Origin of the sequence: Dyella kyungheensis (genome assembly GCF_016905005.1) — a bacterium.
Lineage (GTDB): Bacteria > Pseudomonadota > Gammaproteobacteria > Xanthomonadales > Rhodanobacteraceae > Dyella > Dyella kyungheensis.
Genome location: NZ_JADIKC010000003.1, coordinates 321,741 through 335,029 on the forward strand (window position 1 = coordinate 321,741; position 13,289 = coordinate 335,029).

Genomic DNA, 13,289 nt, shown 5'->3' on the forward strand with positions numbered 1-13,289 from the left:
TGATGCTTGCCGTGCAGGAGATATCACATGGACAAGCGCATTCGTCATGCAGGACTGGCCGCCAAGGTGACCACGGCGGCCCACGCCGCCGAGCGGATCGATCACGGCATGACCATCGGCATGAGCGGTTTCACCGGCGCGGGTTATCCGAAGGCCGTGCCGCGCTGGCCGCGCGCATGGTGGCGACGCACGAGCGTGGCGAGCCGTTTCGCGTGCGCATGCTGACGGGCGCTTCCACGGCGCCGGAACTCGATGGCGCGCTGGCGCGTGCCGACGGCATCGATCTGCGCCTGCCGTACCAATCCGATCCGGAACTGCGTGCGCGCATCAATCGCGGCGAGATGGATTATCTGGACGTCCATCTCAGCCATGTCGCCCAGTACGCGTGGTTCGGCTTCTTCGGCAAGATCGATCTGGCGGTGATCGAGGCGGCGGCGATCATGCCCGACGGCAGCCTGCTGGCCTCGTCATCGGTGGGCAACAACAAGACCTGGCTCGATCTGGCGGACAAGGTGATCGTCGAGGTCAACCACTGGCAGCCGCTCGAACTGGACGGCATGCACGACATCTACTACGGCACTGCCTTGCCGCCGAATCGCCGGCCGATTCCGTTGCTCAAGCCGGACGACCGCATCGGCGAAAAATATCTTCGACTCGACCCCGACAAGGTCATCGCGGTGGTGGAGACGAACGCGCCCGACCGCAACAGCGCGTTCGCGCCGCTGGACGATTGCTCGCGCCAGATCGCCGGTCACCTGATCGATTTCTTCCGCCACGAAATCGCCAAGGGGCGTCTGCTGCCGCAATTGCTGCCGCTGCAATCGGGCGTTGGCAATATCGCCAATGCCGTGCTGGCGGGTTTGCGCGACGGCGGCTTCCGCGGACTGAGCGCATACACCGAAGTGATCCAGGACGGCATGCTCGATCTGCTGCAGGACGAGGTGCTGTCGGTGGCATCCGCCACGTCGTTCTCGCTGAGCCCTGCCGGCATCGAGCGCTTCCTCGCCAACATCGACTTCTTCCGCCAACGCATCATCCTGCGCACGCAGGAGATCTCCAATCATCCGGAACTGGTGCGACGCCTGGGCTGCATCGCGATGAACGGCATGGTGGAGGCGGATCTCTACGGCAACATCAATTCCACCCACGTGGCCGGCACCAGCATCATCAACGGCGTCGGCGGTTCGGGTGATTTCGCGCGCAACGGCTTCCTGTCGTGCTTCCTCACCCCGAGCACGGCCAAGAACGGTGCGGTGTCGTGCATCGTGCCGATGGTGAGCCATGTCGACCACACTGAGCATGATGTTTCCGTGATCGTCACCGAGCAGGGGCTGGCCGATCTGCGCGGCCTGTCGCCGCGGCAGCGTGCCAAGGTGGTGATCGAACGCTGCGCGCATCCGGGCTACCGCCCGATGTTGCAGGATTATTTCGACCGCGCCATGCAGCACAGCCGCGGCAAGCACACGCCGCATCTGTTGCAGGAGGCACTTTCCTGGCACCAGCGTTTCCTCGACGGCGGCGATATGAGACCTTAGGCGTTCTTGTCGCCACCGGAGCTGCTTCAATGCTCTATCTCGCTTCCCAATCGCCGCGCCGTCGTCAGTTGCTCGAGCAGATCGGCGTCACCTTCCGCATTGTCGACGTCGACGTTCCCGAACACCGCACGCTGGGCGAGTCGCCGCGCGACTACGTGAGCCGTGTGGCGCGCGAAAAGGCCCGCGCCGGCCTGGCCGTTTTGGAAGAACACGGCGCGGCCGTACTGGGTGCCGACACCGAAGTGGTGCTCGATGACGAAGTCTTCGGCAAGCCCGACGATGCCGAGGACGCTGCCGTGATGCTGCGTCGCTTGTCGGGGCGCGTGCATGAGGTGATTTCCACCGTGTGGCTGGTGACGCGTTCGGGCGAATGGTCCGATACCAGCCTGTCGCGCGTGACCATGCCGACCCTGGACAACGCCACCATCACCGCCTACATCGCCACCGGCGAGCCCTTCGGCAAGGCCGGTGCCTACGGCATCCAGGGTCATGGCGCCAAGCTGATCGAACATCTGGATGGCAGCCATTCCGGCGTCATGGGCATGCCGATTTACGAGACGGCGCGCCTGCTGCGTTCGCACGGGTTGATCGGCGCCTGATCGACGCCAGCGACCGCTACTGGCTCATCACGAACCACGACACCACCGCCAGCAGGTTGTTCATGCCGTGCGCCACCACGGCCGGCCAGATCGAGCCCGATTGCACGCGCAGCCAACCCAGGATGAGGCCGAGCAGCGCAAGATTGGGCAAGGCGTACCAGAGGAACGACAAGTCGGGCAGGTGCACGCAGGCGAACAGCAGGGCGGACAGCACGATGGCCACGCCATTGCCGGTGTAGCGCGCCACGGCCGACAACAACACGCCGCGAAACAGCAGTTCTTCCACCACCGGCCCGATGCTGACCACCAGCAGTGCCAACGGCAGGCGCAACGCCAGCGAGGTATGGGCACCCAGCTGCTTGATGTCCTGGCTTACCTCATGGCCTTGCGCCAGCCACTGCGTAAGCACTCCGCCGACGATCGGCATCATCACGCCCGCGGCGAGCGCCGCTACGTAAAAAGTGGGATGTGGAGAAGAAGTGAAGCCCAGTCCGGGCGGATCGCCGACGGCCCATTGCTGCGGCCACCAGCGGCGGCCCAGATGCACGACCACCGCGGCTGAAATCAGCAACGTGATCATCACGGCCGCAGCCGTCATGTCCGATTGGCCCAGCCAATGGCGGCCCAGCGGGATGATGTCGCCCGGTGCGCCGCCCTCGCGCAGCGCGACGATGACCCCGGCGCCCAGCGCGAGCGCGCTGCCCACGGCAAGCTGCAGGGCGAAATACAGGGCGATCAGGGCGATGGCATGGCCCAGGGCCGGCGCGCGCGATGCGGGGTGTGGCGGCGAAACGGGTGGATCGGTCAGGCGGTTCGCATCCATCGAAGACATTCCAGGGCGCACGCGCGCAGTAGTTGCGTCAGCAGGTTTCGCGCTCACCGGCTGACAGGGTCACGCTAGACCCTGCTGCGGCGTGTGCCAATCCTGTCCTTTGGCACGGTTCGCCGGCCGCCTGTCATCGTCTTCGCCACGCTGCCTTGTATAGTGGCGGGACGTTCCAAGGAGGAAATCGGCGCTCAGGCGCCAGCCCATGTTTGCATTCGACTGGCTGTCCGACCCGACTGCCTGGGCAGGTCTACTCACCCTCGTGGTGCTGGAGATCGTGCTCGGCATCGACAATCTCGTCTTCATCGCGATCCTCGCCGACAAGCTGCAGTCGAAGGAGCGCGACAAGGCCCGCGTGCTTGGCCTCCTGCTGGCCCTGATCATGCGACTCGCGCTGCTGGGCGCGATGTCGTGGCTGGTCAAACTCACCACGCCCATCCTTCAACTCGGCGCGATCTCGCTCTCGTGGCGCGACATCATCCTGCTGCTGGGCGGCGCGTTCCTGCTGTTCAAGGCCACCATCGAGCTGCATGAGCGGCTGGAGGCCAGCGACCACGACGAAGCGGCCAAGCGGACGCACGCGCGGTTCTGGCTGGTGGTGGCGCAGATCGTGGCACTCGATGCGGTGTTCTCGCTCGATTCGGTGATCACCGCCGTGGGCATGGTCGATCACCTGTCGGTGATGATGATCGCTGTGGTGGCGGCGATGATCCTGATGATCAGCGCCAGCAAGCCGCTCACCAGTTTCGTCAATTCGCGACCGACGGTGGTGATCCTGTGCCTGTCGTTCCTGTTGATGATCGGTTTCAGCCTGGTCGCGGAAGGCTTCGGTTTTCATATTCCGAAGGGCTATCTGTACGCGGCGATCGGCTTCTCCATCCTGATCGAAGTGTTCAACCAGACCATGCGCCGCAACCGCCAGCGCAGCCTGCTGGGCAGCGCGCGCACGATGCGCGACCGCACCGCCCTGGCCGTGCTGAATCTGCTGGGCGCAGGCGGCGACGATGAAGACGCCACGCCCAAAACTACGGCGGCCAACCCCGAGGGCAGCGTCGCCGTGTTCGGCAAGGACGAACTGGCGATGGTGCAGGGCGTGCTGGATCTGGCGCACCGGCCGGTGCGTTCGATCATGACGCCGCGCCCGGAAATCAACTGGATCGATCCGCGCGAGAACGCCGAGCAGCTTCGCGCCGAAGTCACCGCGTCCAGCCATGCGTGGCTGCCCGTGGCAGGCGACGACCTCGATCAACTGGTCGGCGTGGCGTCTTCGCGCGACTTGTTGGCGAGCCTGCTGGAACACGGCCAGATCGACGTGGAACAGGTCGTGCGCAAGCCGCTCACGGTGCTCGAATCGCTGAGCGTGTTGCGCCTGATCGAGGAATTCCGCCGCTCGCCGTTGCAGGTCGCACTCGTGGTGGACGAGTACGGCAGCGTGCTCGGCCTGGTCACACCCACCGACGTGCTCGAAGTGATCGCCGGCGAATTTCCCGACGACAGCAGCGGCGATCCCGCCGCCGTGCAGGAAACCGACGGCACCTGGGTGCTAGATGCCAGCCTGGATCTGCGCCGCGTCGAACACCTGCTGGGTTTGAAGCTCACCGGCGACGACAGTTTCTCCACGCTCGCCGGTTACGTGCTGCAACAGCTGGGACGTCTGCCCAGCGTGGGCGATACGTTCAGCAGCGAAGGCCTGCATTTCGAAGTGGTGGGCATGGATGGCGCGCGCATCGAGCGCCTCAAGGTGGCTTCGGTGGAATGAGGCGAGGCCAGTCGCGCACAGGGGGCGCTCCCACAGGCACGGCAGTTGTGGGAGCGCACCCTGTACGCGACTGGATTTGCCTCAACCTATCATCATCGCGCGCACCAGGCCGATCACGCCCAATACCAGCATCACCGCCCAGGCCGCCGACGAAAGCAGAAAGCCGCCACTGCGTTTGGCGGCCTCTTTCAGATAAGCCACCGCGTACCACACCCGGCCGACCACCCAGACCAGGCCAGCCACGCTGGCCCATAGCGGGTAGCCATACTGGACGGCCAGCCACAGCGTGGGCAGGAAGATCACCGTAGCTTCGAGGGTGTTCATCTGCACCCGCCACGCGCGCTCGAACGCCGCATGGCCGCTGATCGCCGGCGCCTGGATGCCGTATTTTCCGCGCGCATGGCCGGTCGCCCAGAGGGTGCCGACTTGCAGCAGGACGGTGAGCAGTACGACGACGGCAGGCAGGTGCTGGATCATGAGGGGCGTCTCGGAGAAAGGTCGCCCACTGTAGCCATCGCGTGCCAATGGCGGGAGAGGGCGCGAGGCGCTATCGTCATGCGACCCCAAGGACTTGCGAGGGCCCTCCTATGGATTGGCAGAAAGGCGAACGCAGCCAGAACGTCGAAGTCGATTCCGGCGGTGGCGGTGGCGGACCCCGCTTCGGCGGCGGTCGCGGCATGGGCATTGGCGGCATCGTGGTGCTGGCCATCCTGGGCCTGGTGTTCTTCAAGGATCCCACCGCGTTGCTGGGCCAGGCCGATAGCGGCGGCCAGCAGGTGGCCGCGCCCAGCGGCCAGCCGGCGCAGGTCGATCCGCAGACCAAGGACTTCGTCAGCGCGATCCTCGGTTCCACCGAGAAGACCTGGGGCGACATCTTTGCGGCGCATGGCCGGCAGTACGTCGATCCCAAGCTGGACCTGTTCAGCGGCGGTGTGAATACAGCCTGCGGCGCGGCATCGACCGCGGTGGGTCCGTTCTATTGTCCCGGCGACCAGCGGGTCTACCTGGATGTGTCGTTCTTCCGTGAGTTGGAAAGCCGTTTCCATGCTTCCGGCGATTTCGCCCGGGCGTACGTGATCGCCCATGAAGTGGGTCACCACGTGCAGAACCTGCTGGGCGTGTTCGACCAGGTCGAGCAGGCACGTCGACGCGGCGCGCGCATGGAAGGGGCCGACGGCCTGTCCGTGCGGCAGGAATTGCAGGCCGACTGCTTCGCCGGTGTGTGGGCCAACCACAGCCAGCAGCGCCTGCAATGGCTGCAGCCGGGCGACATCGAATCGGCGCTCAACGCGGCCAGCAAGATCGGCGACGATGCGCTCCAGCAGCAGGCGCAGGGCAGGGTGGTGCCGGACTCGTTCACGCATGGCACCTCGGCGCAGCGCGTGAAGTGGTTCCGCGCGGGCTTCGACAGCGGCGATATCGGCAGCTGCAATACTTTCGCGGGTACGCCGTAAAAGCGAGGCTGCCAGGTTCACCTCAAAGTTTCCTATCCCTCACCGTCATTCCGGCCTGTGCCGGAATGACGAGCAAAGCATCGAAGGCCCGCCATGCGGGCCTTCGGCGTTCTAGAATGCACGTCTGACGCCTCGGGGGGCGTACGTCGAACGAACTGCATGCTGCATCCCTGCCTGAGTTGCGGTGCCTGTTGCGCCTTTTTCCGCGTGGCCTTTCATTGGTCAGAGGCGGATGCGTCGCTGGGCGGAGTAGTGCCGCCCGAACTCACCGACACGCTCGATCCGCATCGCCTGGTGATGCGCGGCACGCAGGCCTCGCGGCCGCGCTGTGTCGCCTTGCAGGGCGTGGTGGGCGAAGCGGCGCATTGCGGCATCTACGAGCAGCGGCCGTCGGTGTGCCGCGAAGTGGAGCCGTCATGGGAGTTCGGCCGTCCCAGTGCGCAGTGCGACAAGGCGCGGCTGGGACACGGCTTGCCTGCACTGACCCCGGCGGACTGGCCGGCGGCGGATCAGCGCGACATCAGCGGATTGGCCTCGTTCTGAAAGGCCAGCGCGAACTGCTTGAGGTCCGCTTCGTTGACGTCGGAAATGACCACGTAATGCATGCCGTCGCCGGTCCAGCGGATCACCGTGTAGCCGTGTTCCTGCGTCGTCGCCTGGGGCACTGAGCCGCCTTCCGCGGGCCATTGGAACAGGTTGATCACGTGCAGGCGGCGCTTGTAGACCAGCGCGGCCACGCTGTGTCCTTCCAGCGCATCCAGGCGGCCGCCCACCAGCGGGAATCCTTCGCCGGCCAGGTCCTTGACGCGCGGCGAGAAATCGAGCTTGCCCTCGAACCACGGCTTCACCGTGTGCTGGTCGGTCGAGACCACATCCATCAGGTGCTCGCCCTGCAGCGAACGGACATGGCCGGAAATCGCCTGGGCCACGATCGCGTCGCCAGTCCCGCGCGTCGGCATCCAGTGCAGCCACGCAGGCACGGAAAGCAGCACCGCGGCGGCGAAGCCGGCCGCCGCCGCCCAAGCCACCGGCGCGCGGCGTCGCGCCGGCAGCGGCACCACCGTGGATGCCGCCGGCGGCGTGGTCCACTGGGCGCGCAACGCATCGGGCGCGCGGCGATAAAGCGTGGGTTCGGACAAGGCCTTCTGCATGATGGCGTAGGTCTCGTAGCGCGCCTTGCAGGCGCTGCATTCGCTGAGATGGCGAGCCATGGCGGCGCTGTCGGCGGCATCCAGCTCGTCGTCGAGATAGGCATGCAAAAGCAGCCCGGCGTCATCGCACATCATGACGACGTACCTCCTTGGGCCGGCAGGTGAGTTCGTCCCGCAAGCGTTCGCGGGCACGTGCAAGACGGGACATCACCGTGCCGATCTTCTGTTCGGTGATGGCCGCGATTTCCTTGTATGAGCATTCTTCGAGTTCGCGCAATACCAGCACTTCGCGCAGCGGCGGCGGCAATTTTTCCAGCGCCGCCTGCAGGGCGCCCACGTCGACGGCGAGCAGGGTGAGGGTTTCGGGCGACGGGCCGTCGTCCACCAGCGGATGCTTTACGTCGTCCAGTTCGTCGTGCAGGGCGTCGTGCGGTGCGCGGCTGCGCAGCGTGTAGAACGTGTTGCGCACGATCGCCAGCAGCCACACGCGTACGTCGCCGCCATGGAAGCTGTCGAAGTAACGCAGCGCGCGCAGCATGGCTTCCTGCACCACGTCCTGCGCATCGGCCGGGTTGCGTGCAAGCCAATGCGCAAGGTTGTGGGCCGCATCGAGATACGGCACCACCTGCGCCTCGAAGCGGACGCTTCGGGCGGCATCGGTTCCTCTTGGACTGGCGTTCGGCTCGGTCGGCATGAGAGGGAATACCCGGGTTGCAGCGACTTTATTCCATCGGGATTTTTGGCGCGCGTGCCGGGAATAGACCCGGTCATGGCCGGGTATTGGGGTAAGGGCCGTGGGCAAGGTGCCTGCCGCCATTACCGGAGATTCGACCATGCAAGACATCGAAGACCGCGATACCGAAGGCCGCCGCCATTTCCTCAAATGCATGGCCTGGGCGGGCACCGGCACGTTGTGGCTGATGCACGGCGGCGTGCTGAAAGCCCAGCCGTTGACGACCAAGGGGGCCACCGCTGTCACCGACGCCACCTTCAGCTTCGTGCAGATCAGCGATTCACACATCGGCTTCCACAAGGCGCCGAACATGGACGTGGCCGGCACGCTGCGCCAGTCGCTGGCGATGATCAACGCGCAGAAGAAGGAGCCCGATTTCGTCCTGCATACGGGCGACCTTACGCATCTGTCGCGACCGGAGGAATTCGACGCGCTGTCCGGCATCATGCAGGACGCGCGCATGGCCAAGGTGTTCTACGTGCCCGGCGAACACGACGTGATCGGCGACAACGGCGCCGAATTCTTCCGCCGTTTCGGCGAACGCCAACAGAGTGGCGGCTGGTACAGCTTCGACCACCATGGCGTGCATTTCGTTGGACTCGTCAATGTGCTGAATCTGAAAGCCGGTGGCCTGGGTTCGCTCGGCGCCGATCAACTGGCGTGGCTGAAGAAGGATCTCGCCGGACTTTCAGCGGACACGCCGCTGGTGGTGTTCGCGCACATGCCGCTGTGGCCGCTGTATCCCGATTGGGGCTGGGGCACGGACGACAGCAACGAAGCGGTGAGTTATCTGCGCCGCTTCGGTTCGGTGAGCGTGCTCAACGGGCACATCCATCAGATCCAGCAGAAAGTGGAGGGCAACATCACCTTCTACACCGCGCGCTCCACCGCCTATCCGCAACCTGCACCCGGTGCGGCGTCGGCGCCGGGACCGCTGAAGGACGTGGCGCCGAACGACCTGCATCGTTATCTGGGCATCCGCGACATACGCCACGTGCAGGGCAGCCACGCACTCGCCGTGACCGAAGAGGTGATGGCATGAACGTGATGAGCTGGATGCTGGTGGTGATCTCCGCGCTGGTGCTGTCCACTGCAGCGCTTTCGCCAGTGATGGCGGCGAATGCCGCGATGACGACGCCGGCCAAACCGATCGCAGTGGATATCCGGGACTTCACCTTCGCCCCGAAGACCTTGACCGTGTCTGCCGGCACCCGCGTGGTATGGACCAATCGCGACGAGGAACCGCACGTCGTGGTCAGTGCAGGCAATCAGTTTTCGCCATCACGCGCGCTCGATACCAGCGACAGCTACGCGGTGACATTCGATCACGCCGGCACCTACACGTACTACTGCGCGATGCATCCGATGATGGTGGGCACCGTCATCGTGAAGTGAGCGCGTTGTCGAAGCGGTAGATATCCATCGCGAGCAAGCCGTATTCGATGCCGGCATCGATGCGCTGGGCGTGCGCGCTTTCACCGGCCGCACCCAGCGCCACGAACAGCGGGAGCAGGTGTTCGTCGGTGGGATGCGCACGCTCGGCAAACGGTGCCTGTCGACGATAGTCGAGCAGGGCGGCGACATCGCCTTCGGAGAGTTTCTGCTCGATCCACTCGATGAACGGACGCACGTACGGCGCTTCGCGTTCCTCGCTGTAACCCGCGCGGAAATCGTGCAGATTGTGGGTGATGCTGCCCGAGCCGATCACCAGCACGCCGTCGTCACGCAGCGGCGCCAACGCACGGCCCACGGCGTACTGATGAGCCGGCCCCAGTTGCGGCTGGATGGACAAGGGAACGACAGGGATGTCGGCCTCGGGATAGAGCAGCCGCAGCGGCACCCAGGCACCGTGGTCCAGGCCCTGGGTCGGATCGAGCGCAGTGGGCAGTCCAGCCTTGTCCAACAGTTCGGTCACCCGCGCGGCCAGTGCAGGCTCGCCCTTCGCCGGATACTGGATATCGAACAGCGCCTGCGGAAAACCGTAGAAATCGTGGATGGTCTCGGGACGCGTTGCGCCGCCCACGTGCGGCTGGCGCGCGAGCCAATGGGCGGTAGCAATCACGATGGCCCTGGGGCGCGGCAGTTCACGCGCGAGCTCGGACAGCCGTTCGCCCACGAGGCGAGGCTGGATCGCGGTCATGGGCGAACCGTGGGAGATGTATAGGCTGGGAAGGGGACTCATGGTGGCGTACCTCTGGGGACCACCTTAGGGTAGGGATTTCGCGGGCGATTGCAGCGGGTGCCGGGTGAACGATGCGTCGCTGGGATGGAACGATGGCTGGGGATGGTCATTCCGGCGCGAGCCGGAGGCGCTTTTCAACAGCCGAATGACTGGTCACCGGTAGCGGTGCGCTGCGATTGCCGCGTTCCCGCGACCGGGCCGCTTACGACGCGAAGCTAGTCCCGTGGGACGCAGCGGGCGTTTCGATCGGCTGCCGCCGCTCGAGTTACTTTTCTTTGCTGGCCCACGCATGCGCAGGAGCGCATGCGAACGGCGAAGCCGGCCCGAAGGGCGGAGGGCAGGATGCCCGGAGTAAAGAAAAGTAACCCAAAGAAATGGCCCCTAAAGCTGGCAGCATCGTGTTGAATCCAAGCGCGAACGCGCGAGGGGCGTCCCACCGGATCTCCATGGGAGGGTACCCCAGGGGTACTTCCAAGCGCTGCGCAACGCGCCCGAATCGCTGAGGACTTAAAGCGGAGGCTCGCTTCGCATCACCCTTGGCTTCTCTTCGCGATGCACATCACTTCTCCCTCTGCCCGCCGGGGAGAGGGCCGGGTGAGGGGCGGGTGCTCGCGGGAATCTGTGTCCTTTTCTGTGGGAGCGCACTCTGTGCGCGACAGTCACGCTGGGATGTATCGCTCCGTAGGTTTGTCGCGCACAGGGTGCGCTCCCACAGTAAATCTGCAGATCTTGGCTCTTGGCTCTCGGCTTGGCTCCTGGCTCTCAGGGGACCCCGTATGACGCGGCGGGTGGGTGGAGGAAAGCCCGCAGGGTGGCCCGCATGGATGCGGGCCAGTTTTTCGCCAGGGCAGGATGCCCTGTCGAAAAACCCCGGAGCCCACCCGCGCACCTGGAGGGCGCAGCCCGGAAGGCGCGTCATCCGGGGGGCCCTTCTCTTTGGTTACTTTCTCTTGGGCAAGCAAGAGAAAGTAACCCGGCCTCCGGCAGGAGGACGGAAGCCCGCGGCAGGCGAGCCAGGTCGCGATCACGCGACAACCGAAGACTGACGAAACTGGATGACCAGCCTTCGGCTGTTGAAAAGCGCCTCCGGCCCTCGCCCCCTTTTCGGGGTGCGCCGGGATGACGAGCAATAAACCCGTCGCGCTTACTTCGCGCGACGCGGCCCCTTATTCCCACCCGCACCATGCCCCTGCGGCCGCGGCTTCCCGCCGCCCGGCTTCTTGTTGAAGCCGCCACCCGGACGGAATCCACCACCCGCGCGACGCGGAGCGGCATCGCCGGCGCCGCTGTCGTCGCCGTCCCACGGCTTGATGCGCAGCTGCTGCTGGCTCACCCACACCTTCTGCAGGTGCTGGAACACTTCGGCCGGCATGCCATCGGGCAGGTCGATCAGGCTGTATTCGCCGCGGATGCTCAGGCGGCCGATGTGGCCGCTTTCCAGGCCCGCTTCGTTGGCAATGGCGCCGATGATGTTGCCCGGCTTGACGCCGTGCTCATGGCCCACTTCCACGCGATAGGTGCGCTTGCCTTCTTCCGTGTTGTGCGCGCGCACCGGGCGCGGCGTGAAATCGCGCTGACCGCCGTCGCGATCATGCGGACGGTGCTCGCGTTCGCCGCGATGTTCGCGGTGCTCGCGATCGCCACGGTCACGGCCATGCTCGCGACCCTGCGGTTCGCGCGGGGTGAATTCGCGCTTGGGCGGCGGCGTGAGCAGCAGCGGCTGGTTGCCCTGGGCGATGCGCGCCAGTGCGGCAGCGATCTCGATCGCGGGAATGTTGTGTTCCTGCTCGTACTGCTCGATCAGCTGCTGGAACAGCTGCAGTTCGCCCACCGCGATGGTGTCGCTGATGCGCTGCTTGAACTTGGCGATGCGCACGTCGTTGACCGCTTCCACGGTCGGCAACTTCATCTCTTCGATCGGCTGGCGCGTGGCACGCTCGATCGCGCGCAGCATGCCCTTCTCGCGTGGCGTCACGAACAGGATCGCTTCGCCGCTGCGGCCGGCACGGCCGGTGCGGCCGATGCGGTGCACGTAGCTTTCGGTGTCGTACGGGATGTCGTAGTTCATCACGTGGCTGATGCGTTCCACGTCCAGGCCGCGCGCGGCCACGTCGGTCGCCACCAGGATGTCGAGCTTGCCTTCCTTCAGCTGCTGGATCACCCGCTCGCGCTGGGCCTGCGCGATGTCGCCGTTGATGGCGGCAGCGGCGAGGCCGCGCGCCTGCAGCTTCTCGGCCAGTTCTTCGGTGGCCGACTTGGTGCGCGCGAAGATGATCATCGCGTCGAACGGTTCGGCCTCGAGGATGCGGGTCATCGCATCGAGCTTGTGCATGCCGCTGACGAACCAGTAGCGCTGGCGAATGTTCGCCGCGGTGGTGGTGGACGACTTGATCGTCACCTCGCGCGGGTCTTTCAGATGCTGCTGGGCGATCTTGCGGATCGGCGCCGGCATGGTGGCGGAGAACAACGCGACCTGGCGCTGCGGCGGCGTCGCCTGCAGCACTTTTTCCACGTCGTCGATGAAGCCCATGCGCAGCATTTCGTCGGCTTCATCGAGCACGAGGAACTTCAATTCGGACAGATCGAGCGTGCCGCGATCGAGATGGTCGATCACGCGGCCGGGCGTACCCACCACGATCTGCACGCCGCGCTTGAGCGAGTGCAGCTGCGGCCCGTAGCTCTGGCCGCCGTAGATCGGCAGCACCTGCAGGCCCGGCATGTGCGTGGCGTAACGCTGGAATGCTTCGGCCACCTGGATGGCCAGTTCGCGCGTCGGCGCCAGCACCAGCGCCTGCGGCTTGCCGGGCTTCAAATCGATGCGCGAAAGAATCGGCAACGCGAACGCGGCGGTTTTGCCGGTGCCGGTCTGCGCCTGGCCGAGCACGTCGCGGCCTTCCAGCAGCGGCGGAATGGTGGCGGCCTGGATCGGCGAGGGCGATTCGTAGCCGACGTCGGTGAGCGCGCGCAGCAGCTCCGGATGAAGGCCAAGCGCAGCAAAGCCGACGGCTGCCGGCTGGGAATCGGAAGACGGGGAGGACATGGGGAACCTC

At 65.6% G+C, this 13,289-nt stretch carries 12 protein-coding genes and 1 pseudogene; 7 read left to right on the top strand and 6 right to left on the bottom strand.

What is annotated here, in order from left to right; genetic code table 11:
- Positions 1–27 precede the first annotated feature (27 nt).
- Positions 28–1,535, top strand: a pseudogene (scpC, locus tag ISP20_RS06135) (succinyl-CoA:acetate CoA-transferase ScpC).
- A gap of 29 nt (positions 1,536–1,564) precedes the next feature.
- On the top strand, positions 1,565–2,134 hold the full coding sequence (locus tag ISP20_RS06140; protein ID WP_204635186.1) for a Maf family protein: 570 nt from the start codon (positions 1,565–1,567) through the stop codon (positions 2,132–2,134).
- 16 nt (positions 2,135–2,150) lie between these two features.
- On the opposite strand, the gene ISP20_RS06145 is transcribed toward ISP20_RS06140, so the two are convergent.
- Positions 2,151–2,957 carry a CPBP family intramembrane glutamic endopeptidase gene (locus ISP20_RS06145; protein WP_204635187.1) on the bottom strand — a complete coding sequence of 269 codons (807 nt, stop codon included), beginning with the start codon at positions 2,955–2,957 and terminating at the stop codon, positions 2,151–2,153.
- Between the two features lie 208 nt (positions 2,958–3,165).
- On the opposite strand from ISP20_RS06145, the gene ISP20_RS06150 reads away from it, so the two are divergent.
- On the top strand, positions 3,166–4,719 hold the full coding sequence (locus ISP20_RS06150; RefSeq protein ID WP_204635188.1) for a TerC family protein: 1,554 nt from the start codon (positions 3,166–3,168) through the stop codon (positions 4,717–4,719).
- An 81-nt stretch (positions 4,720–4,800) separates the two neighbouring features.
- Here ISP20_RS06150 and ISP20_RS06155 read toward each other — a convergent pair whose 3' ends face one another.
- A complete protein-coding gene (locus tag ISP20_RS06155; RefSeq protein WP_239535389.1) occupies positions 4,801–5,196 on the bottom strand; it encodes an MAPEG family protein in 396 nt (131 codons plus the stop codon).
- Between the two features lie 110 nt (positions 5,197–5,306).
- Between ISP20_RS06155 and ypfJ the strand changes: the two genes are divergently transcribed.
- Together ypfJ and ISP20_RS06165 are read left to right on the top strand one after the other, a co-directional pair.
- Positions 5,307–6,173, top strand: a complete 867-nt coding sequence (gene ypfJ / locus ISP20_RS06160; RefSeq protein WP_204635189.1) for a KPN_02809 family neutral zinc metallopeptidase — start codon at positions 5,307–5,309, stop codon at positions 6,171–6,173.
- A gap of 159 nt (positions 6,174–6,332) precedes the next feature.
- On the top strand, positions 6,333–6,716 hold the full coding sequence (locus ISP20_RS06165) for a YkgJ family cysteine cluster protein (RefSeq protein ID WP_204635190.1): 384 nt from the start codon (positions 6,333–6,335) through the stop codon (positions 6,714–6,716).
- Here ISP20_RS06165 and ISP20_RS06170 read toward each other — a convergent pair.
- Both ISP20_RS06170 and ISP20_RS06175 read right to left on the bottom strand, forming a co-directional pair.
- Positions 6,683–7,459: an anti-sigma factor family protein gene (locus ISP20_RS06170; protein WP_204635191.1), complete on the bottom strand. Its 777-nt coding sequence runs from the start codon at positions 7,457–7,459 to the stop codon at positions 6,683–6,685. The two genes, ISP20_RS06165 and ISP20_RS06170, sit on opposite strands and share 34 nt — an antisense overlap.
- Entirely contained in the window at positions 7,446–8,018 is a 573-nt protein-coding gene (locus ISP20_RS06175) for a sigma-70 family RNA polymerase sigma factor (protein WP_204635192.1), read from the bottom strand. The genes ISP20_RS06170 and ISP20_RS06175 overlap by 14 nt, the downstream gene beginning before the upstream one ends.
- A gap of 139 nt (positions 8,019–8,157) precedes the next feature.
- On the opposite strand from ISP20_RS06175, the gene ISP20_RS06180 reads away from it, so the two are divergent.
- Together ISP20_RS06180 and ISP20_RS06185 are read left to right on the top strand one after the other, a co-directional pair.
- A complete protein-coding gene (locus tag ISP20_RS06180) occupies positions 8,158–9,099 on the top strand; it encodes a metallophosphoesterase family protein (protein ID WP_204635193.1) in 942 nt (313 codons plus the stop codon).
- Entirely contained in the window at positions 9,096–9,452 is a 357-nt protein-coding gene (locus ISP20_RS06185; RefSeq protein WP_204635194.1) for a plastocyanin/azurin family copper-binding protein, read from the top strand. The genes ISP20_RS06180 and ISP20_RS06185 overlap by 4 nt, the downstream gene beginning before the upstream one ends.
- Here the strand turns inward: ISP20_RS06185 and ISP20_RS06190 are convergent.
- Both ISP20_RS06190 and ISP20_RS06195 read right to left on the bottom strand, forming a co-directional pair.
- The gene (locus tag ISP20_RS06190) at positions 9,439–10,239 is read right to left on the bottom strand and encodes a dioxygenase family protein (RefSeq protein WP_204635195.1); all 801 of its coding nucleotides are present in this window, start codon (positions 10,237–10,239) and stop codon (positions 9,439–9,441) included. The genes ISP20_RS06185 and ISP20_RS06190 overlap by 14 nt on opposite strands.
- 1,144 nt (positions 10,240–11,383) lie before the next feature.
- Positions 11,384–13,279 carry a DEAD/DEAH box helicase gene (locus ISP20_RS06195; protein WP_204635196.1) on the bottom strand — a complete coding sequence of 632 codons (1,896 nt, stop codon included), beginning with the start codon at positions 13,277–13,279 and terminating at the stop codon, positions 11,384–11,386.
- Positions 13,280–13,289 lie beyond the last annotated feature (10 nt).

What these genes read in the sequence shown, in the direction of transcription:
- ISP20_RS06140 (WP_204635186.1), top strand. Translation starts at nt 1,565, where the DNA reads ATGCTCTATCTCGCTTCCCAATCGCCGCGCCGTCGTCAGTTGCTCGAG.
- ISP20_RS06145 (WP_204635187.1), bottom strand. Translation starts at nt 2,957, where the DNA reads ATGGATGCGAACCGCCTGACCGATCCACCCGTTTCGCCGCCACACCCC.
- ISP20_RS06150 (WP_204635188.1), top strand. Translation starts at nt 3,166, where the DNA reads ATGTTTGCATTCGACTGGCTGTCCGACCCGACTGCCTGGGCAGGTCTA.
- ISP20_RS06155 (WP_239535389.1), bottom strand. Translation starts at nt 5,196, where the DNA reads ATGATCCAGCACCTGCCTGCCGTCGTCGTACTGCTCACCGTCCTGCTG.
- ypfJ (WP_204635189.1), top strand. Translation starts at nt 5,307, where the DNA reads ATGGATTGGCAGAAAGGCGAACGCAGCCAGAACGTCGAAGTCGATTCC.
- ISP20_RS06165 (WP_204635190.1), top strand. Translation starts at nt 6,333, where the DNA reads ATGCTGCATCCCTGCCTGAGTTGCGGTGCCTGTTGCGCCTTTTTCCGC.
- ISP20_RS06170 (WP_204635191.1), bottom strand. Translation starts at nt 7,459, where the DNA reads ATGATGTGCGATGACGCCGGGCTGCTTTTGCATGCCTATCTCGACGAC.
- ISP20_RS06175 (WP_204635192.1), bottom strand. Translation starts at nt 8,018, where the DNA reads ATGCCGACCGAGCCGAACGCCAGTCCAAGAGGAACCGATGCCGCCCGA.
- ISP20_RS06180 (WP_204635193.1), top strand. Translation starts at nt 8,158, where the DNA reads ATGCAAGACATCGAAGACCGCGATACCGAAGGCCGCCGCCATTTCCTC.
- ISP20_RS06185 (WP_204635194.1), top strand. Translation starts at nt 9,096, where the DNA reads ATGAACGTGATGAGCTGGATGCTGGTGGTGATCTCCGCGCTGGTGCTG.
- ISP20_RS06190 (WP_204635195.1), bottom strand. Translation starts at nt 10,239, where the DNA reads ATGAGTCCCCTTCCCAGCCTATACATCTCCCACGGTTCGCCCATGACC.
- ISP20_RS06195 (WP_204635196.1), bottom strand. Translation starts at nt 13,279, where the DNA reads ATGTCCTCCCCGTCTTCCGATTCCCAGCCGGCAGCCGTCGGCTTTGCT.